The organism is Streptomyces sp. NRRL F-5755 (assembly GCF_001279365.1).
Lineage (GTDB): Bacteria > Actinomycetota > Actinomycetes > Streptomycetales > Streptomycetaceae > Streptomyces > Streptomyces rimosus.
This window is the reverse complement of record NZ_LGCW01000259.1, coordinates 1-25,185: the sequence shown is the minus strand read 5'-3', so window position 1 is coordinate 25,185 and position 25,185 is coordinate 1. Positions and strand designations below refer to the sequence as shown.

Sequence of the window (25,185 nt, the reverse complement as noted above, 5' to 3'; positions counted from 1 at the left end):
AGGGCCCCGACCGCAGTGCGGACGGGGCCCTCGGGCCGGCGCGGCGTTCACCGCGAGGCGGCGAGGTCGGGTCACGCCACGGCGGTGCCCTCAAGCTCGACCAGCTGGCCGGGGATCGCCAGTCGCGTCACCCCGAGCATGGTGGTGGTCGGCGCCACCTCGGCGGCGCCCAACCGCGCCGCCAGCACGCCGTAGTGCCGGAAGAGCAGATCGACGTCGGTCGTGTAGACGTTGAGCCGGACGAGGTTCGCGAGAGTCATGCCGGCCTCGCCGAGCACGGCCTCCACGTTGTCGACGCTCAGCGCCAGCTGCGCCGCCATGTCACCGTCATGCTCGGGCTTGCCGTCGCCGTTCATCGCGGTCTGCCCCGATATGTACAGGGTCCGGGTGTGCCCGGAGACGACCTCGCCCTGGTTGAAGCCCATCTCCACCGACCACGAGACCGGGTTGACCGCCGTTCGCTGCATTGCCACATCGGCTCCATTCGCATCATCGAGAGTACGTACGAACATCGGCTCGGTGGCCACCTTCCGCGACGTCGTCAGGACAAGCCTCCCCGCCAATCACGACACCCTTGGTCATGTATTCCTGTAGAACTCTCCGTATGCGCGCCGACCGATTGGTCTCGCTGGTGCTGCTCCTGCGCCGGCGAGGACAGCTCACCTCGACCACACTGGCCCGTGAGCTGGGGGTTTCCACCCGCACCGTGCTGCGCGACATCGAGGCACTGTCGGCGGCGGGCGTCCCGGTCTACGCCGAACGCGGCCGGCAGGGCGGTTTCGCGCTGCTGCCCGGCTTCCGTACCGAGCTCACGGGGCTGAATCACGACGAGGCCCTGGCCCTGCTGACCGCCGGATCGGGGCGCGGCGACCAGGTCTTCGGCCTCGGCTCGGCGCTCGCCTCGGCCATGCGCAAGGTGGTCGACGCGCTGCCCGAACCCCACCGGGCCACCGCGAGCGACGCGGCCCGGCGCTTTCTCGTCGACCCGGAGACCGACCTGCTCTCCCGCCGTCTGGGCGGCGACGAGGTGCTCGGCACCACCATGATCGAGGTACGGCGCGCGGTACTCGCCGGACACCGGCTGCGCATCCACTACGCCGCAACGGATCAGGCCCCGCGGTGGCGCACGGTGGACCCGATCGGCCTCGTCACCGTACGCGGCCGGGTCTACCTGCTGGCCACCAGAGCCGGCGCCGACCGCACCTACCGGCTGTCGCGGGTGCTGGCCGCCGAAGAACTCCCCGAAGCGGCACAGCGGCCGCCCCAGGTCGACCTGGACCGGATCTGGCGGGAACGCTCCGCGCGGTTCCTCTCCGGCAGCGACCACATCACCGTGCTGGTACGGCTGAACCCGGCGCGGCGGGAAGAGCTGCTGGACACCGCACTGGCCGTCCGCGCGGAAGAACCCGACGCGGACGGCCGGCTCCGGCTGGAGGTGACCTTCCAGGACACACGACACGCCGAATGGGCGCTGTGGCAGCTCGGCACGGACGCGGAAGCGCTGGCCCCGCAGTCGTTGCGGATATCCCTGCGGGACCGCGCCGCCGCGATGGCGAAGCGCTACGAAGATCCAGCCTGAGGGAGAGAAGCCCTCTCATCACCAGACGGCTTCGGCTTCGGTGGTGCCTCGTCCTCGCACATCGTGCCGGCCGGAGGCACGGTCAGGTCCGTGATCACCGGATCCCCTGCATTCAGCCGGCCCTACTTCGGAAACAGGTCCTCGCACTTGATCGACCGCTTCTTCAGCTCGGCCGCGTCATGCGTGGTGTTCTTGCTTCCACCGCTCGCGCTCGCGCACAGGTTCCGAGGCGAATTCGGCGCGGTCAGTCCGACCTTCACCTGGGCGTTCCACTTCGCCTTCGCGTCACCGTCCGGGTCGTAACCGTTCCCGTTCGCATTGGCGTTGGGATTCACCAGGTGACCGCGCTGCTCGATCGCGCCGCGGCGGCGCTGCCCGGTGGCGTCGGTCGTGATCTCCTGCCGGTAACGGGTCGCCTGGACGATGTCCTCGGCGTTGATGTGCCGGATCGCCGCCCATTCGTCCTGGCTGCGGAAATGGTCGAGGGCGGAGCCCGGGGTGATCTGGTCCGGGAGATAAATCATGTTGCCCTGACCGCGGATGTCATACACCCACCCTTCGTACACCTCCGTCTTCGACCCGTCGTCGTTGGTACGGATGTTGCCCGTCGGCTGCAGGGCGAACGTCTGCGCCGTCTCGGGGTCGGAGCTGGTGCTGATATAGCCGGATTCCTGGTGCTGGGTGCCCCCGTGCAGATGACGCGGCAGGTCGTAGTTCGTCCCCCTGGAGGTGAAACCATCACGGAACACTTCGTTCGGATCGCGGGTGGACCCTTGGACGATCGGCTCCCCGCGATACACCACGCCGGGCGTCTTCCTGCCGGTGTCCAGGTCCACCTGGTGGATCTCGACCTTGCCGTCACTGTTCCGCATCGCCTGCGCGGAGCCGCTGACCCCCACAAGCGTGACGCCCGCGACGGAAACCAACGCCACAGAGGTGGCCAGCACACGCCACACAGAGGCGCGCCCTTCCGGCTTCTTCACAGAGGTCATGACGCGTCCTTCATACCGATACGGTGTCTCATCGTTGGCGCTCTTTCTGTCCCGCGACGGCCGATAGCCGACCGCACTGTCGCAAATATCTCCGGCGTCGATTCATCGCCTCGACTGTGCGGCAATTCAACGGAGCGCGGCAGTGACCGTCAACGAAATACCTGGAAGATTGTGGGGCCCCGGAGAGCCGGCCAAGGTGACCGTTGGCGCAAAAACCTTCGGCCACGAGTTTCCGGGGTGGTGACCACGAGAATGTGGGACGGACATCCCCATCGCCCCAGCCCTTGCGCCGCCTTCAGCACCCCCGCATATCCTGAAGCCGTCACGCTGAGTAACCCACACAGTGGCTGCTCATCAACGCCTTGAAACTGGGCGTTTCCGCAGGTCAGTCGCACTGGGGGTCCCAGTAGTTCGCGACACCGTTGGCGAATCAACTCACGAGCCTGGCCGGAGGCGGGCGCGGACGGCCTGGGAGATGGTGCCCTCGATGCCATGGACCCGATCACGATGAAGTGGGTCCAGGCCGAACTGACTTGGGGCGGGCTCTCGCCCATCAGGGAGTTGAGGGACCGGGCCAGATGGCCGAGGCGTCGTCGCGGTGCGGGTCGGGCAGCCGGATCGGGCGGACCGGAATCGTGCGTTGGCGTCCTTGTGCGGCGGCCGTCCACGGGGCGGGGTGCCCGGAGTAGCACAGGGTGGTCAGGGCGAACACGCCGTCGGCGTAAACCTCGACGTATTCGCCGATGGTGAGGATGCGCAGGGTGGCGGCGGGGCCGGTCAGGACGGTTTCGCCGAGTCGGGTTCCATCGGGGCCGGTGACCCAGAGGTTCTTGCCGTCGCAGCCCACGGTGAGGGCGGGACGGCCGCCGTTGGGTGTGTCGGTGCGCAGGGTGATCTCAACCGGCCCGGTGATGCCGATGTCGCCGACCGCGTGCAGGGTGGGGCGGTCGGTCTCCTCGCCGAGCCAGGCGTTCAGGCCGGGCCACCATTCCAGGCGGGGAGCCGAACCGCCCTCCACAACAAGTGACTTCGGCTGGGCGAGCATGCCGCGGCAGCCGGCACCGGTGTCACTGAGGCCGACGCGGCGGGGCGTGGTGTGCAGTACGACGCGGGAGCCGTCGGGCGCGGCGATCACGCGCGGAGCATAGGCGCCGGTCGGGCCGAGCGGGCCACGGCGGGTCCAGGGGCCCCTGAGGCGGGGGGCGGTCCACGCCTCGAAACCCCGGGTGGCGCCGATCGAGCCGAGCAGCAGCCAGCTGCCGTCGTCGAGGCGTTCCAGGACCGGGCACTCCAGCTCGTCGACGTCGCCGGGTGAGATGAGCGGCGGGTGGACGGTCCAGAGTTCCAGGTCGTCGGAGGTGGCCAGCGCGACGCAGCCGCTGACCTCCACCGGGAGGGAGGCATCGCTGGCGCAGATGACCATGATCCAGCCGTCCGACTCGTCGTCACGTACGACGAACGGGTCGCGCCAGCCCATGCGTTCCTCGGTGCGGTACCAGCGTGGGTCCGCTTCGACGACCGGCCCGATGCCATGGCGGCGCCAGGCTGTGCCGTCGGTGCGGTCGGAGTACGCCAGTCCGACCGACTGGAGTGGCCAGCCGCCCGGTGTGAGACCGGAGACGCCTGTGTAGAACATCGCCATTGCGCCGGCGTGCCGGAAGGGGTGCATGGTCCACACGGCCTGCTGGTCGAACCGGCCGGGCAGGCCGTTGCCGAAGGCGGTGCCCTGGGGCTGCCAGTGGACCAGGTCGGTGGAGGTGGCCCGGCCATAGGAGGTCTCCATCCGCAGATGGTCGAACTCCGGTGTCCAGGGCCCCTGCAGGTGCAGCACCGCATACGTGCCGTCCTCGTCGCGCAGGAGGGCGAAGTCGTTCACACAGAGGCCGGGCGGGGCGTATCGCATGCACAGTTCCTGTCGCTCCGCAGCGCCCAAACGCGTGCGCTGACGCTTGATAACAGAAGGGTCTCCCAAGGACCAGCCCAAGTAGATATGAACGCAAACGCTTGCGCAACAAGGTGTGCGGGTTTACGGTCACGTCACCCACAGATCACACCGACGTGAAATCAAGGGGAGGAGTCCGCTGTGACGGCCAGCATCACCGATGTCGCTCGCGCCGCCGGAGTCTCGGCGTCCACCGTGTCCCGCGCGCTTCGCGGCCGACCGGGGGTGTCGGAGGAGGTCCGGGACCGGATCGCGGCCCTCGCCGCGCAACTCGGCTACACCGCGTCCCGCTCGGCCTCCAGCCTGGCCAGTGGCCGCACCTACACCGTTGGTGTGCTGGTCCCGTACGTGGGCCGCTGGTTCTTCGGCACCGTACTGGACGCTGCCGAGAAGGTGTTCAGTGCCGCCGGGTACGACGTGCTGCTGTACAACCTGGGTTCGTCGGAGACCCGCAAGCGCTTCTTCACCAGGCTGCCGGTCCGCAAGCGGGTGGACGCGGTGCTGACGCTCCTCATTCCTGACGAGGAGGAGTCGGCGGCGCTGCGCTCACTGGGAGTGCCGCTGGCCACCACGGTCGGCGGCACCCGGCCCGGCTTCACCGCGGTCGGCATCGACGACCGGGCCGGCACCGAGAGCGCCGTACGGCATCTGGTGAACCTCGGTCACCGCCGGATCGGCATGATCAGCGGGGTCAGCGGGCCGCTGCACTGGACCACGCCCATCGAGCGCCGCAACGCCTACCTCGGCGTCCTGGCCGACGCCGGGATCGAGCACGATGCGGCCCTGGAGGCGGACGGTGACTATACCGTCGAGGGCGGCGAGCGGGCGATGACCGAACTGCTGGCCGCTGCCCGGCCGCCGACCGCCGTGTTCGCGCAGTCCGACGAGATGGCGATGGGCGCCCTGCGCGCCCTGCGCAGGCACCGGCTGAAGGTGCCGGAGGACGTGTCGGTCGTCGGCTTCGACGACCACGAACTCGCCGACGTGGTCGGCCTGACCACCGTCGCCCAGCCGGTCGCCGAGCAGGGCGCCGAGGCCGCCCGGCTGCTGCTGCGCCAGATGGACGAACCCGACGCCGAACCACGCGCCGCGCAGGTGCAGATGCCCATCCGCCTCGTCCTGCGCGAGACCACCGCCCCGCCGCGCCCGCGCGGCCCGCAATGACTCCCTGAGCCCCACACCTCCACGCCCGGAAGCACGACAGCACCTCGAACCCTCACCAGCACGGAGGCGCAGCCATGAGCTCAACCAGCAGAAGGTACCGCCGCACCGCCTGTACGGGCCTGGCCATGGTCCCCCTGGTGGCGCTGGCCGCCTGCGGTTCGGGCGGCGGTACCGACACCTCCGCCGAGGCCGGAAGCGGCAAGGGCACCATCAGTGTCTGGGCCCACCAGGGTCAGAAGAGCGAGGCCAGCGCGCTGCAGAGCGCGGTGAGGTCCTTCAACTCCTCGCAGGACAAGATCAAGGTCGAGCTGAAACTGATCCCCGAGGCCGACTACACCAAGACCATTACGGCCACCGACGCCGCCAAGCTGCCGGACGTGATGGAGCTCGACGGTCCGACCATGGCGAACTTCGTCTACAACAAGAAGCTCGCCCCGATTGACCCGTACGTCTCCGCCGAGACCATGTCCAACGCCACCGACGCGAGCAAGGTGCAGGGCGAGATCGACGGCAAGCACTACGGCCTGGGCATGTTCGACTCCGGGCTCGGGATCTACGGCAACAAGAAGCTGCTGGATGCGGCCGGGGTGAAGTACCCGACCCGCCTGGCCGACGACTGGACCGCCGAGGAGTTCACCGCCGCGCTCACGGCACTGAAGGCCAAGGACTCCGACGGCAAGCCCCTCGACCTCCAGGAGACCGGCGGTTACGCCAACGAGTGGGGCACCTACGGCTTCGCCCCGATCGTCTGGTCCGCCGGCGGCTCCCTGATCAAGGACGGCAAGGCGGAAGGCGCCCTCGACACCCCGGCCGTGGTCTCGGCCATGAAGACCTTCCAGTCCTGGAAGACCTACGTCGACCCCAACACCGACGGCAACGCCTTCGCCAAGGGCCACGTCGCCCTGAGCTGGGTCGGCCACTGGATGTACCCCGCCTACAGCGAGGCCCTCGGCGACGACCTCGTCGTCCTTCCGCTGCCCGACTTCGGCAACGGCCCCAAGACCGGCCAGGGCTCCTGGGCCTGGGGCATCGGCGCCGGCACCAAGAACGCCAAGGCCGCCGGCACGTTCCTGAACACCCTCCTGGACGACACCAACGTCACCGCTATGACGACCGCCAACGGGGCGGTGCCCGCCACCAAGACCGCGCTCGCCAAGAGCCCCCTCTACAAGCAGGGCGGCCCGCTCCAGCTCTTCGCCGACCAGCTCTCCAAGCCCTGCGGCGACATCGACATCACCAAGTCCTGCGTCGCCGTCACCCGCCCGGTGACCGCCGGCTACCCCGTGATCACGTCGAAGTTCAGCGAGGCCCTGAACTCCATCTATGGCGGCGCCGACCCCAAGAGCGCCCTGAAGAAAGCCGCCCGCGCCATCGACCAGGACTTCTCCGACAACGCCGACTACCAGATCCCGTAGGACCCATCGGCCGGGGCAGCCGCGCCCGCCCCGCCGGGAACAGGACCCTCCCGTGATATCCGTGGAACCCGCGCACGCCGCGCCGCCCGGCCCGGAGCAGGCCCCCTCCGCGACCTCCGTGAAGCCCGCGCGGTCGACGCGATCAGCGCGGCCGGGCCGCAAGAACCGCGACTGGCTGCACGGACTGCTCATGTCCGCCCCGGCCGTCGTCGGGCTCATCGTCTTCGTCGGTGTGCCCTTCGGCTACGCCGTGGTGCTCTCCTTCTACAACGTCCGCCTCGGCTCCCCGCTGGCGCCCTCCTTCTTCGGCCTGGAGCAGTACCGGCGGCTGTTCACCGACCCGGACATGTCAGGCCCCTTCCTACGGGCACTGCTGAACAACCTGACCTTCGCCGCGGTCGTCGTACCGGTGCAGACGGCCTTGGCGCTGGCCCTGGCGATCCTGCTCAACCGCAAGCTCAAGGCCATCAGTCTGTTCCGGTCCTTCTTCTTCATGCCGGTCGTCTTCCCGATGGCGCTGGTCGCCGTGATCTGGCGGCTCATCCTCGCCCGCAGCGACCAGGGCATGCTCAACTCCGCACTGAACGCGGTAAGTTTCGGCGACTGGGGCGCCTTCGACTGGCTCGGTGACGGCGCCACCGCAATGGCCTCGATCATCGTGCTGTCCATCTGGCAGGGCGTCGGCTTCCAGATGGTCATCCTCCTCGCCGGCCTCCAGCAGATCCCGGGCGAGCTCTACGAAGCCGCCCAGCTCGACCGCGCCAGTCGCTGGCAGCAGTTCCGCCACGTCACCCTGCCCGGCATCCGCGGCACACTCGTCTTCGTCGCCATGCTCACCTCGGTGCTCTCCTTCCGGGTCTTCGACCAGGTCTACGTCCTCGTCCGCGGTGGCGGCCTCGACGAGGAAGCCACCCGCACCGTGATGTACCAGGCCGTCACCACCGCCTTCGACCAGAACAACATCGGCCAGGCGTCCGCGATCACCGTCGTCTTCTTCCTGATCGTCGTCGTCCTGACGCTCATCCAGCGCCGCGTCGTCCGGCCCGGAAACGAGGACTGACCCATGGGCACCACCCGTACGCCCCTGCGCCGCTTCATGGACTACGCCGTACTCAGCGTGCTGGCCTTCATCTTCGTGCTGCCCGTGCTCTATCTGTTCCTGGGCAGCCTCAAGCCGTCCGACGAGGTCCTCAACGGCCTGTCCGGTTTCCTCCCGACCCATCTGTCCTTCGACAACTACTCCACCGTCCTGAGCAGCCTCAACTCCGACAGCACCGGCTACTTCCGGCGCTTCATAGGTGTCTCGCTGCTGCTGGCGTTCGTGGTGGTGACGGGGGGCCTGTTCGTCAACTCGCTCGCCGCGTACGGGCTGTCACGGCTGAAGTGGCGCGGCCGGGAAGCCGTCTTCACACTCATCCTGCTGCTGATGCTGGTCCCGTTCGAGTCGGTGGCCGTGCCGCTCTTCTACATGTTCAACGACCAGCGCAACACCCTCCCCATCCTGGCGCTCCCGTTCATCGCCAACGCCTTCTCCGTCTACCAGTTCCACACGCTCTTCCGCTCGATCCCCCCGAGCATCGAAGAAGCGGCCCGGATCGACGGCGCAGGCCCCTGGCGCACCTTCTTCGCGATCATCGTCCCCATGTCGAAGCCCGCCTTCGCCTCCGTGGCGATCCTGACCTTCCTCATCCAGTGGGGCTCGTTCCTGTGGCCGGTGCTGATGGTCTCCGATCCGTCGGTCCGCCCGCTGCCGCTGGAGATGAGCGTCTTCCAGGGCCAGCAGCCCCCGGACTGGGGCCAGATCCTCGCCTTCGGCGTCCTCCTGGTCCTGCCCGTCCTGGTGGTCTTCGCCTTCTTCCAACGCTGGTTCGTCCAGGGCGTCGCCAGCTCCGCCGTCAAGGGCTGAACGCGTTCGCCGACCGGAATGGTCGAGATGAGTCTCCACGTCCGGTCACTCCGGGTGATATCGAGCCGCGTCCCAGTGCGCGCGTACGGGGGCAGCGGCCCGGGTCCGGATCGACATGTGCACCATCGCCCGGCTGACGCACCGCACCGCTGTCTAACGTGATGCACATCAAAGGTTGGCTGCGTACACGATTCTCGGCGGCTGTCGCCGCGGAGTGCCGCGAACCTCCGGGCCGGGGGTCCTGGGCCCTGGCGCCGCTGGAGACGCGGCGCTGCTGCGCCGCACGCGCGTCTGGATCCCAAGCTGGGGCTCGTCCGCCGCCCCGGCCGCTGACACGCCTCCCGCAGCGGCCCCGTATAACGCGAGATCCCGGGCCCGCTCCAGATCCCGCTCCGAGCGCAGCCGGACCTCCAGGTCGCCGGTGCCGTGATGGCCCAGCCCCGTCACATCCCGGGTGAAGCCGGGCACCAGGCCGGCCTCCTTCGGATCGGCCTTGAGGTAGACGAGCAGCTTGCTCTTCTGCGGCGGGCACACGCAGGCGAAGTTCCGCAGCCGCCGGTACGCCCGGTAGAGGCGGTTCTCGGCCCTGGTGATGTCCGGCCCCAGGCCCAGCGGCGTCTCATCGACCGCGGCGGCCAGCTCCGCCATCGCCCCCTGCGACAGGTGCCCGCGCGTCGTGTCAGCCGCGCGCCGGCGACGGGCCGTCCCGGATGCCGCCGTCTGCCCGGTGACGGAGGCCACCGTCTCCAGACCGACGAGCTGCTCGCCATAGAAGCGGTAGCGCACCAGGTCGATGCTGCGCCGGTGCTCGCGCACGGCGTGCACGTCGTAGCGGGTGAAGTCGCCCGCCGCACAGATCAGCCGCGGCGCACTCCACCGCACCCGGGACGCGGCTGCCGCCCCCAGACGCTCGCGGACCAGATGCCCGAACTCGGCACGGTGGTCCATCAGCCACGCCAGATAGAACAGGCCCTGGTTGATCACACCCGCATCCGTGCCGCGCTTGTACTCGACGACCACCGGCGCATCGTTCTCGTCCAGGCCCAGCGAGTCGATCCGTCCGCCGTGCACCGGACCGGTGCCGTACTCGCTCGCCAGAAACCGCACGCCCAGCATCGTCTCCATGTGCGCCTCGATGAGATGCTGCACATCCGCCTCGACCTCGGCAAGACGCGGCACGACCTCAGCCACGTTGCCGTTCATCGTGTGGAACGGCTTCAGACCCGACACCTTCCCTCCCTCGACTCCGGGACTGCAACGCCTGCGAGGGGCACGATTGTTTCCGCAGAGGGCCGCGAATCGGTGAAGATGATGTGAGAGCCTGGCCGAAGCTACTCGGAACCCTCGTGTCCCCCAGACATCGAGAGCCTGCCGTTCCCCCATACGTCCCCCACGCCCCGGAGGACAGCTCGGCATGAGCGCGTTTGCCCAGGTCAGACGCCATGTACAGATTGATGGATCGGGTGCCTTCTAAGCACTTAGCCGTTTCGGGCAAGACGGCGGGAAGGCACTGTCAGTGCAGGCTGATCTCATGCGGGCATGAATCGTCTTAACAAGTTGGTGCGTGATAGCGGGCGGGGCCGAATCGGGCACGGGGGCGAACTGCCCGGCGAAGGTCTGCGCGGTCCGGCGGGCATCGCGGACGCTTGCCAGAGTGCTGCCCTCCACCACGGCCGTCACCGGAGCCGACGTACCGGGTGCCTTCGTGTCGCTCATGCCCGTGCGCCCCATCCGTGTCGGTTGTGCCGCTATGAGGACTGCGTATGCCCGCAGGAAAACGCGTCCAGTCCCGGAAGAACCTAACCTCACCCGTCTTCCGGGTCCGGCGAACACCAGAGCCATCACCCGCCGGCGTAAAGGAATCTGCTGTCGCCGCGGTAGTCACCCCCGCGTTCCGTGGCTACGGTTGTGTCCGTAGCCAGGAGTCGGAGAACGGCGCGGCACTGGCGAAGAGCCGCGCAGACCGTGCCGGAAGATACGGGTCGGCAGTGGAGCGGTGAGGCCGGTAGGTGCGCATGGGCGTCCTCGCAGCGGACTGCCGGACCGGCGGGCTGCCGTAGTTCCTGCGGTCCGTCACGCCGGGCCCCCCGATGCCCTGCGGATCCGGCGAGCGCGGCGAACGGTGCCGTTTCAGCCCGGCCACCGATCACCTCGCCCGTCCCGGTCGAGCCCCGGTCCACCACCCACGTCAAAGTCTTCGCCCTCACCGCGACCGTAGGTGAATCGGCGGCCTCTTCCTTCGGCGGTGCCCCTGCGGGTCCGGCCGTTCGTCGCCTCGGCTACCGCTGACGGCCCGAGGGCCGTGCGGAGCGCACCTGGTAGTGCTGCCGCCTCCACGGGGGCGTTCGCCGGGCCCGGCTCCGAGCCGGAGAGTCTCCCCCTGCCCGGCTTCACCGGCCCTGTTCCATCAGGTTCTTGACTTTCTTCAGGTATTCCGGCGAGTCCCGCTCCACCTGCTCGATGTGCTCCGCCGAAATTGGGTTCTCCTCCCCGGCGAAGGGAACCCGCAGGGTGCGGGTGAAGGTTGTCCGCTCCGGTCCCAGTTCCTCGAAGGTGTACGTGATCTCGCAGGGGTAGGGCTCGAAGGGGTCGGCGGACTCGATCGTCCACTGCTTCGCCGGTACCGCCTTGGTGCAGCGCCAGTTGAGGGTCTTGTCGTACGCCTTGCTGCGGACGAACTCCTGCCAGGCAGCTCCGGCCGCGGCCGGAGCGGACACGTCCCCGCCGACGTCGTAGGTCACCGGGTGAGTGCCCTTCCAGTTCCTCGGGGTGGCGACGTAGTCGTAGATGGTGCGCGCACCCCGTTCGATATCGATGTTGACGGTGTTCACGAACTCACCCATAGCGCTGTTCCTTTCTGCCCCGGAGCTTCTCACGTTATGAGCCGCGCGGGCCTTCAGCGCCGGGCAGTGCGGCATCCGGGCGAGGCCCGGCAGGTACACAGCCCTCATTTAGGTGTAACACACACGCATTTTCTTGTGCCACCGCCCTTGGAGACTGCCGTCTCGTCGAGGTGCATATTTCGGGCATCGCCAGGTCCAACTGGGCTGCGGCCGGGGATGTGGCGATGCCGGGGCTGCACCGCCGGGCAGTTCACAGATCCCCGCCCGGCCATAGACGGCTTCCCGGGGAAGAGGCCCAGGATATGTCCGCCCCTACCCTCGCCTGTGCGTGGCGCATGAGACCGGCCTCGGCCCCGACAGCTACGACCGGCTGCCGGTGGCGACCAGTCCCTTCTCGGCGGGTCAGCCGCGACAAGGGCGCAGCGGGCTCGCGCCGTCTCCAGAGGGGATCGGCGTCGGCAGGGATACAGCAGCGGTCCGGGCATGGGCCAAGGAGCAGGACTGCACGTTCAACGAGCGTGGGCCGCGATGACGCCAAAGCGCACTGATCCCGATGGGGATCCCGATGGCGCGTCGGCGATCTACCACCTACGCGCGCTGTCCGGCGAAGCGGCACATCAGTGATCACCAACGAGCCGAGCATCTCGGGTTCAAGATCACCGGGCGCCGGGGGGGGCGCCTTCCGTTCGGCAAAGCGGGACGGCCCGCCACCCCAGCGCCCGTCCCTGCACCGTCGTCGCCACCGGGCCTTCCACGGGCGACCGGGCCGTTCGGCCCGACCGGGCCGGCGAACGGGGTATGCCGCCCGGGAGGCGTTCCCCCGGGCGGCATACCCTGCCGCGGCTTTTCGTCCTCGCGGGTCAGAGGGGCGAGCAGTCGGCCTTGTCGGTCCACCCTGCCGTGCACTGGTAAAGGGGGACGGAGGTGTTGTAGCCGTGGGCGGCACCCAGCTTGGTGTACTCGGCCGCGGTGATGCGCCGGGCCACGTAGTGGTCGGTCGCGGTGCCGATGACGGTGTCGGAGTAGGGCGGGGGTGTGCTGCTCGGCGTCGGCGTGCTCGTGCCGGTCGGTGTGGGCGGGGCACTGTCGTCGATGCCCCAGAAGCGGACGAGGTGGTAGGCGGAGCAGATGTTCATGTCCAGGATGTAGGGGGCTGGGGTACCGCACTGGGCCGGACCTGTGCCGGGGTCGACGGGCTGGCCGTGCCCCATGCCGGTGACCTGGTAGGTCTCCACGGTGCCGCCGTAGACCCGGTGGGGGTAGCCTCCGACCGTGTCGGTGGTGTCCGGTGCCTGATCGGTGCCGTTGGCGTTGGTGAACTGCTCCATGAGCTCGGTGGCGTTCACGGGTTTCACGGTCGAGTCCGCGGTGCCCTGCCAGATCGAGACCTTCGGGCGTGGCCCGGAATACGACGGGAAGGCCGCCCTGACTTTGTCTCCCCATTCCTTGGGGCTCTTGTTGACGCCGGGGCTCATGCAGGTGAAGGCGGAGGCCACCGAGTTGGCGCAGCCGTAGGGCAGCCCGGCGATGATCCCGCCGCCCGAGAAGACGTCGGGGTAGGCCGCCAGCATGGCCGAGGTCATCCCTCCTCCCGCTGACAGGCCGCTGACGTAGGCGCTCGTCGAGCCGTTGTCCCGTTTCGTGCGGTCGACCATCTGCTTGACCGAGAGCGCTTCTCCGGAGCCCCGCCGGGTGTCACCGGCTTCGAACCAGTTGAAGCACGCGTTCATGTTGTTCGTCGTCTGCTGCTGCGGGAAGACCACGGAGAACTTGTAGGTGTCGGCCAGCCGCATCCAGCCGGTGTTGGCCGCATAGGCGGCGGCGTTCTGGGTGCAGCCGTGCATGGCCACGACGACGGGGCGTCCGCCGGCCAGTCCCGGGGGCACGTAACGGAACATGCGCAGGTTGCCCGGGTTGGAGCCGAAGCCCGTCACTTCTTGAGGTGTTGCCGCCGCGCGGGCCGGGCTGGACATGGCTACGACGGACAGCGCGGCGAGCAGGAGAACGGCCACTCCGGCGGCCACTGTGACGGTGAGTGCCGCGACGGGCCGGCGTCGGGCCTCGGGCTGCGACGGACCGGCGGCTCGCCGGGTGGGCCCGCTTGGGGGCTGTGCTGCGGGTTTCATGAAAGGTGACGGCATGGCGGCTCCTTCGGGGGACATACGAGGGGGCCGGGACCGCTTCCGGCGCGTGGGACGGAAGCGGCCCGGTGTCCGGAACCGTAGGGGCGGGAATGTGTCTACGACATGGCCGAGAGCACCACAGTCGGCACGGATCCTGATGGGCCTGCGAAGGGTTGCTTCATCGGCCTGGTGGTGTTATCGGCTCAGGCCGTTGGCCGCGAAGCGAGCCGCTCAGGCACGCTCAACCGGGCTGCCGTAGCCGCCTGGACTTGCCGGGCCGTCACGCCGGGCGCGAGTTCCGCGAGCCGAAAGCCCTCGGGTGTGACATCGAGGACGGCGAGGTCGGTGATGACGCGCTGGACCACCTTTCGTCCGGTGAGGGGCAGGGTGCATTCCGGCACCAGCTTGGGGGTGCCGTCCTTGGCTGTGTGTTCCATGAGAACGATGACCTGTCGGGCTCCGTGCACCAGGTCCATGGCGCCGCCCATGCCTTTGACCATCTTGCCCGGGATCATCCAGTTGGCGAGGTCGCCCGTGGCCGATACCTGCATGGCGCCGAGGACGGCGGTGTCGATGTGACCGCCGCGGATCATGCCGAAGGACAGCGCGGAGTCGAAGAACGAGGCGCCCGGCAGCGTCGTCACGGTTTCCTTGCCCGCGTTGATCAGGTCGCTGTCGATCTCGTCCTCGGCCGGGTAGGGCCCTACGCCGAGAATGCCGTTCTCCGACTGGAGGACCACCTCGACTCCGGGCGGCAGGTGGTTGGGGATCAGTGTGGGCAGGCCGATGCCGAGATTGACGTAGGTGCCATCGGCCAGTTCCCGGGCGGCCCGGGCAGCCATCCGCTCACGGGTGAGGGCCATGTCAGGCGCCGCCTTCCTGCTCGGTGCGGACCGTACGGCGTTCGATGCGCCGCTCAGCCGCGGGGTCGCCAGGGTGGACACGGACCACGCGCTGGACGAACACGCCGGGCAGGTGAACCTCGTCGGGGTCGAGTTCTCCGGGTTCGGCCAGGTACTCGACCTCCGCGATGGTGATACGTCCGGCCATCGCCGCCAGGGGGTTGAAGTTGCGGGCCGAGGAGCGGAAGACCAGGTTGCCGTGGCGGTCGCCGATGGCGGCGCGCACCAGTGCGAAGTCGGTGGTGATGGCTTCCTCCAGGAGGTACTCCCGGTCATCGAAGACACGGGTTTCCTTGGGCGGTGAGGCGATCGCGACGCTGCCTTCCGCCCCGTACCGCCACGGCAGGCCGCCCTCGCCGTGCTGGGTGCCGGCCCCGGCCGGTGTGTAGAAGGCGGAAATTCCGGCGCCTCCCGCGCGCAGCCGCTCGGCGAGGGTGCCCTGCGGTACCAGTTCCACCTCCAGCTCACCGCTGAGGTACTGCCGGGCGAACTCCTTGTTCTCTCCCACATACGAGCTGGTCATCCTGGCGATTCGGCCCGCGCGCAGGAGCAGCCCCAGCCCCCAGTCGTCCACACCGCAGTTGTTGGACACGACCGCCAGCCTTGAGGTCGTCCGGTGCAGCAGGGCTTCGATCAGCGCGCTCGGTATGCCGCACAGCCCGAATCCGCCGACGGCCAGTGACGCCCCGTCGGGGATATCCGCCACTGCCTCGGCCGCGTCCGCGACCGTCTTGTCCAGACCCATCCGGTCCCTCTCCGTCGGGGACACCAACCGCCCTCGTCGCCAGCGGCATGGCTCGACGGCCTTCGACCGCTGCCAGGGCCGGTGTCCACTCGGCCAATTGGCGTCGACCCTAGGAAGGGGCCAACGCCCTCTGCCATGGAAGCGCCCCACACATCGACCGGTACCTGTATGGACGTTGCCGCCGCAGCGCCGCAGAGAACCTGGAGAGGTGACGAGCCGTTCGTCACCGATCCGGCTGTGTCCATGCCACACGGCCGGGCGCTCGACATGGTGATCGCCCACGTACGTTGCCGTGTCCTGTACATCCCGGTACGACGGCCCGAAAGTGCCGACGCGGGCGAAGTGGATAACTCCGCCGGACTCCGAGACTCCGACCCGCTCGCACATGGCCGCCGATCGGCTGATCGCCCATCGCGATGGCCGTCTCCTCACCTGGCCGAAGCAGAGGCTGCCGAGGCCCCGGGCGACGCCGGCGTCATCCCGTCGCTCCGCATGGGGCAGGAACCCGTTTCGACCGCCGCGACCGTGGTGGGCGCACCCATGTCGCAAGCCGACCGTGGCCGCCTACCCTCCGGCCCGTCACTGCCTTCGGAACCAGAGGTACTGCATGCTCTCGCACCTCACCACCATGGCGCACCCTTGCCTGCGCGCCGCTTCGGTCCTCCTGTCCCTGGCCTCTGTGGGCCTCACTGTGCCTGCGGCCGCGGCCGCACCGACTACCGCGGGCTCGGCACCGGGTGGCCACTGCGCCGGTCTGCAGCGCGTCATCGTCCCCTCAGCCGCACACCAGCGGGCATCCTGCCTGGCGGAGCTCACGACAGCCGGAACGGTGAAATCCGGCCACACCGACCCTGCCGACTGGGCAGGACTTACCCCCAAAGCCCTCGCCGTCCCGGTCGGCGTGCCCGGTATCCAGATCGACGGCTACTTTCCCGACACCTCGGCCACCAACACCAACCACGGCTGGAACCACGACGCCCAGTTCGTCCTCCGCCTGCCCGACCGCTGGAACGGCGGCCTGGTCGTGGCGGGCGCCCCCGGCAACCGTGAGCAATATGCCAATGACCGGGCCATCTCCGACTGGGTCCTCTCCCGCGGCTACGCCTACGCCGCCACCGACAAAGGCAACACCGGGCCCGCCTTTTATCGTGACGGTGACCGGCCGGGTGACGCCATCGCCGAGTGGAACCGGCGCCTGACCCAGCTCACCCGTGCGGCCCGTGCGGTGGTCGCCCAGCGCTACCACCGGCCGCCCGCCCGGACCCTGGCGACCGGCATGTCCAACGGCGGCTACCTGGTGCGCTGGCAGTTGGAGAACCATCCCGAGCTGTACGACGGCGGAGTGGACTGGGAGGGCGCCTTGTGGCGCGCCGACGGGCCGAACCTGTTCACGTTCCTGCCGCCCGCGCTGCGCCACTACCCGGTGTACGCGGCCCACGGGCCCGCCGCCGAACAGGCACGCCGGGCGATGCACGCGGCCGGCTACCCGGCGGGATCGGAGTTCCTGTGGCCGTACCACCACAAGGTGTACTGGGACCTCACCCAGCGCATCTACCGCGAGGAGATGGACCCCGTCTTCGACGGACCGGCGGAGGCAGGCACCCCGTACTGCACCCCGGGAAGCGCGGCCTGTGACGCGGACTACGACTACGCCGCCCGCCCGGCGGAAGTCCGCCGGGCCGTGCAGCGGATCGCCCTGACCGGCCGCATCGGCAAGCCCTTGATCACCATCCACGGCACCCTGGACGTCCTGCTCCCCATCAGCCAGGACTCCGACGTTTACGCCCGGATGGTTCGCCGGGCGGGCCGCGGCGGACTGCACCGCTACTACCGCGTCGAGGACGGCACCCACACCGACGCCCTGGTGGACACCTTCCCCGGCCGGCTCAGGCCGCTCGTCCCCTGCCACCGCTCGGCCTTCACCGCCCTGGAGGAATGGCTGGACCACTCCCACCTGCCCCCGGCCAGTGGCACCGTGCCCCGTCCGCCCACAGCCGACGCAGCCACGCTCCTGACCACCTGCCCACTGGGCCGCTGACATGCCACGGCCCGCCGCGAGCGATGTCACGACGGGCCGTGGTGGATCCCCAGGAAAGCGGGCCGGAGCGACAAGCCTGCCCCTCCGGGCACCCACGCAGAGGAATCCGCCACCCGCCGGCAGGACAATGTGGTGGTCATCCCCATAGGCGAGCTGGCGCGGTGACCCTACTGTTTCCGGCCATGACCAGCGAATTCACCTCCCCGCACACGCCGCGGCAGGCTGCCTCTCCCGTCCCGGCCACGCAAGGCGTGGACCTTTCGGGGCGCACCGCATTGGTGACCGGCGGCGGCAGCGGCATCGGCTGGGCGTGCGCCGCCGCCCTCGCAGCGGCCGGCGCCAAGGTCCACGTGGTCGACCTGGACGCCGAGAAGGCCGCGGCGGTCGCCGACGCCATCGGGGGGACAGCACACATCGCCGACCTGGCCGACCCTGCGGTGCCCGACACACTGCCCGCGGACATCGACATCCTCGTCAACAACGCCGGGCTCCAGCACGTCGCGCCCCTCGCCCAGTTCCCGCCGGAACGCTTCGCCCTCATGCAGCAGGTGATGGTCACCGCGCCGTTTCTGCTGATCCGCCGCGTGCTGCCGCACATGTACGCCGGCGGATGGGGCCGGGTGATCAACATCTCCAGCGTCCACGGACTGCGCGCCAGCGCGTACAAGTGCGCCTACGTCACGGCCAAGCATGCCCTGGAGGGCTTGAGCAAGGTCACCGCCATCGAAGGCGCTCCGCACGGTGTGACCAGCAACTGCGTGAATCCCGGCTACGTCCGTACCCCGCTGGTCGAGAGCCAGATCCATGATCAGGCCGCGGCCCACGGCATCAGCGCCGGCGACGTCCTCTCCGATGTCCTGCTCTCCCGCGCCCCGGTCAAGCGGCTCCTCGAAGCCGAAGAGGTCGCCGCCGCTGTCCTGTGGCTGTGCGGACCGCACACCAGCTCCGTCACCGGTGCCTCCCTGCCCCTGGACGGCGGCTGGGGAGCGACTTGAGCCCCCGCCCCTCCCTTCTCCCACTCCACACGGCCCACCCCGCACAGGAAACTGGTGACACATGTCCGAGACACCGGCCACCGGCCCAGCCGCTCCAGGCCGCTCCCCCGGGATCGCCCGCATCGTCGGTGCGAGCCTCATCGGCACCACCATCGAGTGGTACGACTTCTTCCTCTACGGCTCCGCAGCCGCGCTGGTGTTCAACACCCTCTTCTTCCCCGCCGCCGACCCGCTCGTGGGCACCCTGATCGCCTTCATCACCTATGCGGTCGGATTCGCCGCCAGGCCGCTGGGCGGCGTGGTCTTCGGGCACTTCGGCGACAAGATCGGCCGCAAGAAGCTGCTCGTCATCAGCCTGCTCATGATGGGCGGGGCCACGTTCGCCATGGGACTGCTGCCCACCTACGAAACCCTCGGCGCGGGCGCACCGATCCTGCTCACCGTGCTCCGTCTCGTCCAAGGCTTCGCGCTGGGCGGCGAATGGGGCGGCGCGGTCCTCATCGTCTCCGAGCACGGCGGCGACAAGCAGCGGGGCTTCTGGGCCTCATGGCCGCAGGCCGGAGCCCCGGGCGGCAACCTCCTGGCCACCGGTGTCCTCGCGCTCCTCGCCGCCGTCCAGTCGGAGGAAGCCTTCACCGCGTGGGGATGGCGCATCCCGTTCCTCCTGTCCGGCGTTCTGGTCCTGCTGGGCCTGTGGATCCGTGTCTCCGTCTCCGAGTCCCCCGTCTTCCTCGCCGCCCAAGCCGAGGCCCAGGCCGACGCCGCCCGCGGCATCAAGGAGAAGGCCCCGGTGCTCGAGGTGTTCCGCCGCAGCTGGAAGGAGGTCCTCACCGCCATCGGCACCCGATTCGGCGAAAACATCTCCTACTACGTCCTCACCGCCTTCCTCCTCGTCTACGTCACCACCCACCTCGAACTGCCCAAGGGCACCGCGCTGAACGCCGTACTGATCGCCTCGGCGGTCCACTTCGTCACCATCCCCCTGTGGGGCGCGCTCTCCGACCGCATCGGCCGCCGGCCGGTCACCCTGATCGGTTCGGCCGGCATGGCCCTGTGGGCCTTCGGCTTCTTCGCCCTGCTCGACTCCAAGTCGTTCGCCGTGATCACCCTCGCGGTGACAGCCGGCCTGCTGCTGCACGGCGCCATGTACGGCCCACAGGCAGCCTTCATCTCGGAACTGTTCGACACCAAGGTCCGCTACTCCGGCGCGTCGATGGGCTCCCAGCTCGCCGCCATCGTCGCCGGCGCGCTGGCACCGATCATCGCGGTCGAACTCCTCAAGGAATACGATTCCGCCACCCCCGTCGCCCTCTACCTCTGCCTGGCCTCGATCATCACCACCGTGACCGTCGCCCTTGCCAGGGAAACCCGCGGCCGGGACCTCACCACCACCGTCGCGGCCGCCTTCCCCCACCCGGCGCACCGGTCCTTGCCGACGGTCGTCGGCGAGGACACCGTGTGAGACGGCCTTCCCCACCCGCCGCCCCGCAAGAGACCCGGTGGGCGACCGGCCCCCGTAAGCCGTACCCACACCCCACCAGATTGCAGCCCGCACGCGTCCGACTCCCCCACCCCGGCCGGAAGGAGACCGGCATGGCCGGCGAAAACGACCGCACCTACCGCGCAGCAGCGCACAGCGCGATGGTGGCCCTCGGGCAGATGCTGACCATGCTGGCCTCCGGAGCACCCACCGAGCAGTTCCCCCGCCCGTCGGCCGGCCCCTCCACCGAGCAGCTCTCACCCGGGGAGCGCTCCCTGCTGGAGGAAGCCGCCCAGGCCGCGCTGGAGATCCGGCGCACCCTCGACCAGCACCGCAAACGAGAGGCCGAACTGGCCGCGCTCTTCGACACCGCGAGTGACCTCGCCGCACTGCGCGACCTCGACGCGGTCCTGCGCGCCATCGTCCACCGTGCCAGGACCCTGCTCTCTACCGACGTCGCCTACCTATCCCTCAACGACCCTGCCGCCAAAGACACCTTCATGCGGGTCACCGACGGCTCCGTCTCCGCCCGCTTCCAGCAACTGCGGCTCGGCATGGGCGAGGGCCTCGGCGGACTGGTCGCCCAGACCGCCCGCCCCTACGCCAGCACGGATTACCACACCGACCCCCGCTTCATGCACACCCGCCCCATCGACGAAGCGGTCCTGGAAGAAGGACTGCGCGGCATCCTCGGCGTCCCTTTGCGTGTCGGCAAACGCGTCATCGGCGTGCTCTTCGCCGCGGACCGCACCACCCGGGACTTCCCCCCGGACGCCATCGCCCTGCTCACCTCACTCGCCGACCACGCGGCAGTAGCCATCGACAGCGCCCGCCTGCTGGAGGAAACCCGCTCCGCCCTCGTAGAGCTCAACACCGCCAACGAGACCGCCCGTGCCCACAGCACGGCCCTGCGCCGCGCCGCCGACGCCCACGACCGGCTCACCGACCTGGTCCTGCGCGGCGGAAGCGTCGACGATCTGGTTCGTGAGATCGCCGCCCTGCTCGGCGGCGGCCTCGCCCTCCACGACTCGGACGGCACCGAGATGGCCCGTGCCGGCACCGACCCCCTCGCCCCGTCCTCCCAGGGCATCAGCGCCTCCCGCACCGGTGGCCATGCCGTCCCGGTGGACGGCACCTGGGTGTGTGCCGTACTGGCCGGATCCCAGCTCCTCGGCAGCATCGTCCTGACCGGACGTGCGGACCTGGCCGACGCCGACCGGCGCCTGTTCGAACGCGCAGCCCTGGTCGCCGCCCTCCTGCTGCTGCTGCGCCGCACCGTCGCCGAAGCGGAGGACCGCGTCCGCGGAGAACTCCTCGACGATCTGCTCAGCTACGAACAGCACGGCGCGCACCACGATCCCGCAAGCCTCACCATCCGTGCCCGCAGGCTCGGCCTCAATCTCTCCCAGCCCTACGCCGTGCTCACCCTGGACACCGACAACGAGCCCCGTGCGCAGTTGCTCGCAGAAGCCGTACGCCGGGCCCGCTCACTCGGCGGGCTCGCGGGAACCCGCGACGGCCACGTCGTCCTCCTCATACCGTCATCCGAGCCCGGCCCACTCGCCGCGCAGCTGGCCCGAGACCTCGGCCAGGCAGCCGGAGCACTGGTCACCGTGGGATCCGCCGGGCCGGCCACCGGTCCCCAACAGCTCCCGGGCACATACGCCGAAGCCTGCCGCTGCCTCGACGCCCTGCACGCACTCGGCCGCACCGGAGACGGCGCGGACATCGCCGCACTGGGATTCCTCGGCGTCCTGCTCGGCGACCGGTCGGACATCAACGGCTTCGTGAACCGCTTCCTCGGTCCCGTCCTTGCCTACGACCAGCAGCGCGGCACCGAACTGGTCCGCACCCTCGACGCCTACTACACCAATGGCGCAAGCCTGTCCAAAGCCAAAAAGGCCCTCCACGTGCACGTCAACACCGTGGTGCAGCGGCTGGACCGCGTGGCACAACTCCTCGGCCCCGACTGGAACAGCCCCACAAGAGCCCTCGAACTGCAGCTTGCCCTGCGACTCCACCGCCTGAACAGCCACAAGGAACCACCCGGTGTGTAGGAGATTTTCTGGATCCGTCAGCGGACGCTGCGGCGGGCGAGGAGCCAATGACGGCGGTCCGGCCGGTGCCAGGACCCCACACCGGCATCAACGGCCGCATCCCAGCCAGCCGCGTCACCAACCTCTCCTAGAACTCTGTGGCCGCCCCGCCGGTTCCGACCAGCAAGGTGCGTACTGAGCTGACGAACGCCCCGCGGGACTCGTCATAGCCAGTGCGAGGACGCAGCCAGCGGTCCTCAGCAGCAAGGAGGTCCCACGAAACGGGATTGCCGGCGACGGCCAGGAGCCAGTGCAGGTCGTCCTCCGTCAGTACGCCGCTCTCCGCCGCCGCGCTGTCGCCTGCAAGGACGCCACTCTCCCGGATCAAGTACTCCAGGTGGTCAAGGTCTTCGGGGCGGTCGTCGTCGTCCCGGTTGCCCCAGCCTTCGAGCATCACATGCGCCAGCCAGGCGCAGTTGTGCGCGTCACTGACCCCGCATCGCTCCTCGCACCGCTCCGCGTTTCCCGGACACCACCGTCGCTCCAGGGCGTTCAGCGCGGATCGCACCACGGCCCGCCTGACCGCATACCGTTCCATGCACGCGCACCGCTCCCATACCGCCTCCGCGTGCCGGACAACGACGTCGGGGCCGAGGAGCCGTAGTTCCGAGCACGCTTCCATCAGTGCCTGGTATCTGGCGCGCAGTTCTTCCGCCCAGGATCGCGAGTCCACCTCCCTCAGCCGCCAAACCGCGTCGACGAACGCGTCCGAAGCCCGCAGGAACGCTGTCCACACCTCGCGCCGCTGCGCCTCCAGCTGCAACTCCCGCTCCACGGCAGCCTGCGAACTCATCGACTCCAGGGTGAGGCCGCGCCCGAACTTGGTCTGCCAACGCACCACCACGACCATGCCGAGGGCCGCCAGCCCCGAGAAAACCGCCCCGAGCGCCGTGAAGGCGGCGAGCACATCCTGTACGTCCACCGGTCCACAGTGCCCTCTGGCGGGCGCGTGAGCGCGGCCAGGACCGAACGGCACGCACCTTGTCACTGCGCCGGGCAGGAACGCGTCACTCCATGTTCACAGCTGATAGTTGGGCAAGAGACAAGAGTTCAGCTCACATGGGCTTGACCTGGGGGCTGAACTCTTTGGCGCGCAAGCGATGGCGGTGATCTGCGCACTAAACTGTTCAATGCGCAGGTCACACGGGGTGCCCCTCAAATATGGCCGCACCGCCGTGTGTGATTGCCAGCCACGTACCGGCTTCGGCCCCTCCAGTTCAGCCTCGGATGCGAGGTGGGTGGTAGCGACAGAGCTTTCGCGCTTCCGTGGCTTCGTGCCCTCCGGTCGACAGAATCAGTGCTGGTTGGCCCGTTGGGGCCTGGTGGCAGCCCTATCCCAGTGAAACATTCGGGTGCATGGGGAAAAGTGAAAGCCGTCAGCCGCGGCCCGCTTCGTGGCCTTCGTCCGCACCGCCGACGGCGATGTCGCCGAAGCCTCACTGACTCCCCGAAGGAGCTGGAAGTACATCAAGGTCCGCCTGACGACGAACCTGGCCGGACTCGAAACCCTTCTCGACCGCCTGAAAGCCGGAGAAGGAACACGCGTGACGGTCCCGGACCCGCCCACGCCTGTGGACCAGATCGTCATCACGCGCAGTGCCCGCCGGGGCGCCCTGGTGGCGGGGTCACAGAAAGGGAAGGGCCAGCAGGCGCTGATCGAGCTCGTGACGTCCGCGGTGGAGATGCACCACGAGACGAAAGCTGCCCGACAAGCGCACGAGGCCGCGAAGAGCCGTGAGCAAGAGCGGCTGCGGGCGGCGCACGGACAGCGGGACGAGCGGATCCCCTCGGTCAGCCTGCGTACGGTTTCCGGGGGCCTGTGGCTGACCACCGTATCCGGGCCGAGGCCGCGCGCAGCGGGGGCGGGCCGGAGGCCGCAACCGCTGACGCCTCATCAAACGAAAGAAACAGCTCGTAGTCGCTGAACGCCCTTGTCCCAGGCCGGAAACGAAGTCAACCGATGAGGTTCTCTGGGAGAACCTGGGGAGAACGGAGTCCCCGTGGGGAGCGTCTGGGGAGAATCGACCGCGTAAAGCTGAGCCACAATGAAAGGCCCCGAAAGATCCATTTACCCTGGCCAGACTGCCACCACCACACAAAAGCCCAGGTGGCGGCCGTCCGGAAGAGGACTTCAAGAAGATCTCCTCGCCAACCAACACCGCTGATCACGTGGCCTGACCAGCCCGGCAACGCACCTGACGCCCCATCAGGACGAGCGCCAAACGAGCGTCATTTCAGCGTCAAGATTTCGCCCGTAACGCCCACACCGCACATAATGCGCACGCACAAACCACAGGTCAGGAGCCCTTTGTCGCCCTCTCAAGGATGACAACACACTCCACATGATGCGTCACAGGAAACAATTTGTAGAGCGCTCCTGCCTGCCCTTCCACCCCCCATCCGTTCGACGTACCCTCCGGGCCCCAAGGCGCGACCAGCAGCGACAGAGGACAAACACCGCGGGGGCACGTTCAACTTGCCGCACACCCACTTTGCTCAAGTGTCGGCTAACCGCCAGCCCCCACCCCCATCGAGGCGCCGCCGCATACAGGACTCACGCCCTCCGCCCTCTAACCCCTTGCGCAACCTCCAGCGCCTCCGCATATCCTGAGGCCGTCACGCTGAGTAACTTATCCAGCAACTGACGCCTCGTCAGCAAAGTCAGCATGAGGTCAGCATCAGTACCGACGGAGACCGCCGCCAACCGCCGGGGACCGCCAGAGCCAACCAGCCCTCCTACCACCTCTGACCTGCAGCATCGCAGCTCACCGCCGATTCCTTCGAGCACCCGAGGAGCCCCGCATGAAAATGCTCATCAACGTCCCCGAATCCGTAGTGACCGACGCGCTCCGCGGCATGGCGGCGGCCCACCCCGATCTCGTGGTCGATGTGGAGAACCGGGTGATCGTGCGGCGGGATGCGCCGGTTGAGGGGAAGGTGGGGGTGGTTTCGGGGGGTGGTAGTG

The 25,185-nt window shown here is 68.9% G+C and carries 18 protein-coding genes and 2 pseudogenes; 11 read left to right on the top strand and 9 right to left on the bottom strand.

Annotation, left to right across the window (positions count from 1 at the left end):
• Positions 1-71 precede the first annotated feature (71 nt).
• Positions 72-467 (bottom strand): RidA family protein, encoded by a 396-nt coding sequence (locus ADK86_RS21100; RefSeq protein WP_053697970.1) that lies wholly within the window; start codon positions 465-467, stop codon positions 72-74.
• Positions 468-604: 137 nt separating this feature from the next.
• Here ADK86_RS21100 and ADK86_RS21095 point away from each other — a divergent pair, with 137 nt between their 5' ends.
• Complete coding sequence (locus tag ADK86_RS21095) at positions 605-1,579, top strand: helix-turn-helix transcriptional regulator (protein ID WP_053697969.1); 975 nt, start codon at positions 605-607, stop codon at positions 1,577-1,579.
• Between the two features lie 122 nt (positions 1,580-1,701).
• On the opposite strand, the gene ADK86_RS21090 is transcribed toward ADK86_RS21095, so the two are convergent.
• Both ADK86_RS21090 and ADK86_RS21085 read right to left on the bottom strand, forming a co-directional pair.
• On the bottom strand, positions 1,702-2,571 hold the full coding sequence (locus ADK86_RS21090; protein WP_053697968.1) for a hypothetical protein: 870 nt from the start codon (positions 2,569-2,571) through the stop codon (positions 1,702-1,704).
• 553 nt (positions 2,572-3,124) lie between these two features.
• Complete coding sequence (locus ADK86_RS21085; protein WP_053697967.1) at positions 3,125-4,474, bottom strand: hypothetical protein; 1,350 nt, start codon at positions 4,472-4,474, stop codon at positions 3,125-3,127.
• A gap of 180 nt (positions 4,475-4,654) precedes the next feature.
• On the opposite strand from ADK86_RS21085, the gene ADK86_RS21080 reads away from it, so the two are divergent.
• The 4 genes from ADK86_RS21080 (at position 4,655) to ADK86_RS21065 (ending at position 8,998) form a co-directional block, all read left to right on the top strand.
• Positions 4,655-5,677 (top strand): LacI family DNA-binding transcriptional regulator, encoded by a 1,023-nt coding sequence (locus ADK86_RS21080; RefSeq protein WP_053697966.1) that lies wholly within the window; start codon positions 4,655-4,657, stop codon positions 5,675-5,677.
• A 74-nt stretch (positions 5,678-5,751) separates the two neighbouring features.
• The gene (locus ADK86_RS21075) at positions 5,752-7,092 is read left to right on the top strand and encodes an ABC transporter substrate-binding protein (protein ID WP_053697965.1); all 1,341 of its coding nucleotides are present in this window, start codon (positions 5,752-5,754) and stop codon (positions 7,090-7,092) included.
• Positions 7,093-7,144: 52 nt separating this feature from the next.
• Positions 7,145-8,152, top strand: a complete 1,008-nt coding sequence (locus ADK86_RS21070) for a carbohydrate ABC transporter permease (protein ID WP_053697964.1) — start codon at positions 7,145-7,147, stop codon at positions 8,150-8,152.
• A gap of 3 nt (positions 8,153-8,155) precedes the next feature.
• On the top strand, positions 8,156-8,998 hold the full coding sequence (locus ADK86_RS21065; RefSeq protein WP_053697963.1) for a carbohydrate ABC transporter permease: 843 nt from the start codon (positions 8,156-8,158) through the stop codon (positions 8,996-8,998).
• A gap of 345 nt (positions 8,999-9,343) precedes the next feature.
• On the opposite strand, the pseudogene ADK86_RS21060 reads toward ADK86_RS21065, so the two are convergent.
• The 5 genes and pseudogenes from ADK86_RS21060 to ADK86_RS21040 form a co-directional block, all read right to left on the bottom strand.
• A pseudogene (locus ADK86_RS21060) lies at positions 9,344-10,228 on the bottom strand (DUF5655 domain-containing protein); the annotation flags it as partial.
• A gap of 1,160 nt (positions 10,229-11,388) precedes the next feature.
• Positions 11,389-11,841, bottom strand: a complete 453-nt coding sequence (locus tag ADK86_RS21055; protein WP_053697962.1) for an SRPBCC family protein — start codon at positions 11,839-11,841, stop codon at positions 11,389-11,391.
• 860 nt (positions 11,842-12,701) lie between these two features.
• The gene (locus tag ADK86_RS21050) at positions 12,702-13,853 is read right to left on the bottom strand and encodes an alpha/beta hydrolase family esterase (RefSeq protein ID WP_234344995.1); all 1,152 of its coding nucleotides are present in this window, start codon (positions 13,851-13,853) and stop codon (positions 12,702-12,704) included.
• A gap of 314 nt (positions 13,854-14,167) precedes the next feature.
• A complete protein-coding gene (locus ADK86_RS21045) occupies positions 14,168-14,827 on the bottom strand; it encodes a 3-oxoacid CoA-transferase subunit B (RefSeq protein WP_053697961.1) in 660 nt (219 codons plus the stop codon).
• Position 14,828: 1 nt separating this feature from the next.
• On the bottom strand, positions 14,829-15,611 hold the full coding sequence (locus ADK86_RS21040; protein WP_053697960.1) for a CoA transferase subunit A: 783 nt from the start codon (positions 15,609-15,611) through the stop codon (positions 14,829-14,831).
• Between the two features lie 607 nt (positions 15,612-16,218).
• Here ADK86_RS21040 and ADK86_RS21035 point away from each other — a divergent pair.
• The 4 genes from ADK86_RS21035 to ADK86_RS21020 all read left to right on the top strand — a co-directional run bounded on the left by ADK86_RS21035 (position 16,219) and on the right by ADK86_RS21020 (position 22,181).
• Positions 16,219-17,649, top strand: coding sequence for a 3-hydroxybutyrate oligomer hydrolase family protein (locus ADK86_RS21035; RefSeq protein WP_053697959.1), 1,431 nt, complete (start codon positions 16,219-16,221; stop codon positions 17,647-17,649).
• A 182-nt stretch (positions 17,650-17,831) separates the two neighbouring features.
• Positions 17,832-18,644 carry a 3-hydroxybutyrate dehydrogenase gene (locus ADK86_RS21030; protein ID WP_053697958.1) on the top strand — a complete coding sequence of 271 codons (813 nt, stop codon included), beginning with the start codon at positions 17,832-17,834 and terminating at the stop codon, positions 18,642-18,644.
• 61 nt (positions 18,645-18,705) lie between these two features.
• A complete protein-coding gene (locus tag ADK86_RS21025) occupies positions 18,706-20,106 on the top strand; it encodes an MFS transporter (protein ID WP_053697957.1) in 1,401 nt (466 codons plus the stop codon).
• A 131-nt stretch (positions 20,107-20,237) separates the two neighbouring features.
• The gene (locus ADK86_RS21020; RefSeq protein ID WP_053697956.1) at positions 20,238-22,181 is read left to right on the top strand and encodes a helix-turn-helix domain-containing protein; all 1,944 of its coding nucleotides are present in this window, start codon (positions 20,238-20,240) and stop codon (positions 22,179-22,181) included.
• A 127-nt stretch (positions 22,182-22,308) separates the two neighbouring features.
• On the opposite strand, the gene ADK86_RS21015 is transcribed toward ADK86_RS21020, so the two are convergent.
• Positions 22,309-23,142: a hypothetical protein gene (locus tag ADK86_RS21015; protein WP_053697955.1), complete on the bottom strand. Its 834-nt coding sequence runs from the start codon at positions 23,140-23,142 to the stop codon at positions 22,309-22,311.
• 472 nt (positions 23,143-23,614) lie between these two features.
• On the opposite strand from ADK86_RS21015, the gene ADK86_RS21010 reads away from it, so the two are divergent.
• Positions 23,615-24,145, top strand: coding sequence for a hypothetical protein (locus ADK86_RS21010; protein WP_159393904.1), 531 nt, complete (start codon positions 23,615-23,617; stop codon positions 24,143-24,145).
• Between the two features lie 877 nt (positions 24,146-25,022).
• Positions 25,023-25,185: pseudogene (locus ADK86_RS42430) on the top strand (dihydroxyacetone kinase subunit DhaK); the annotation flags it as partial.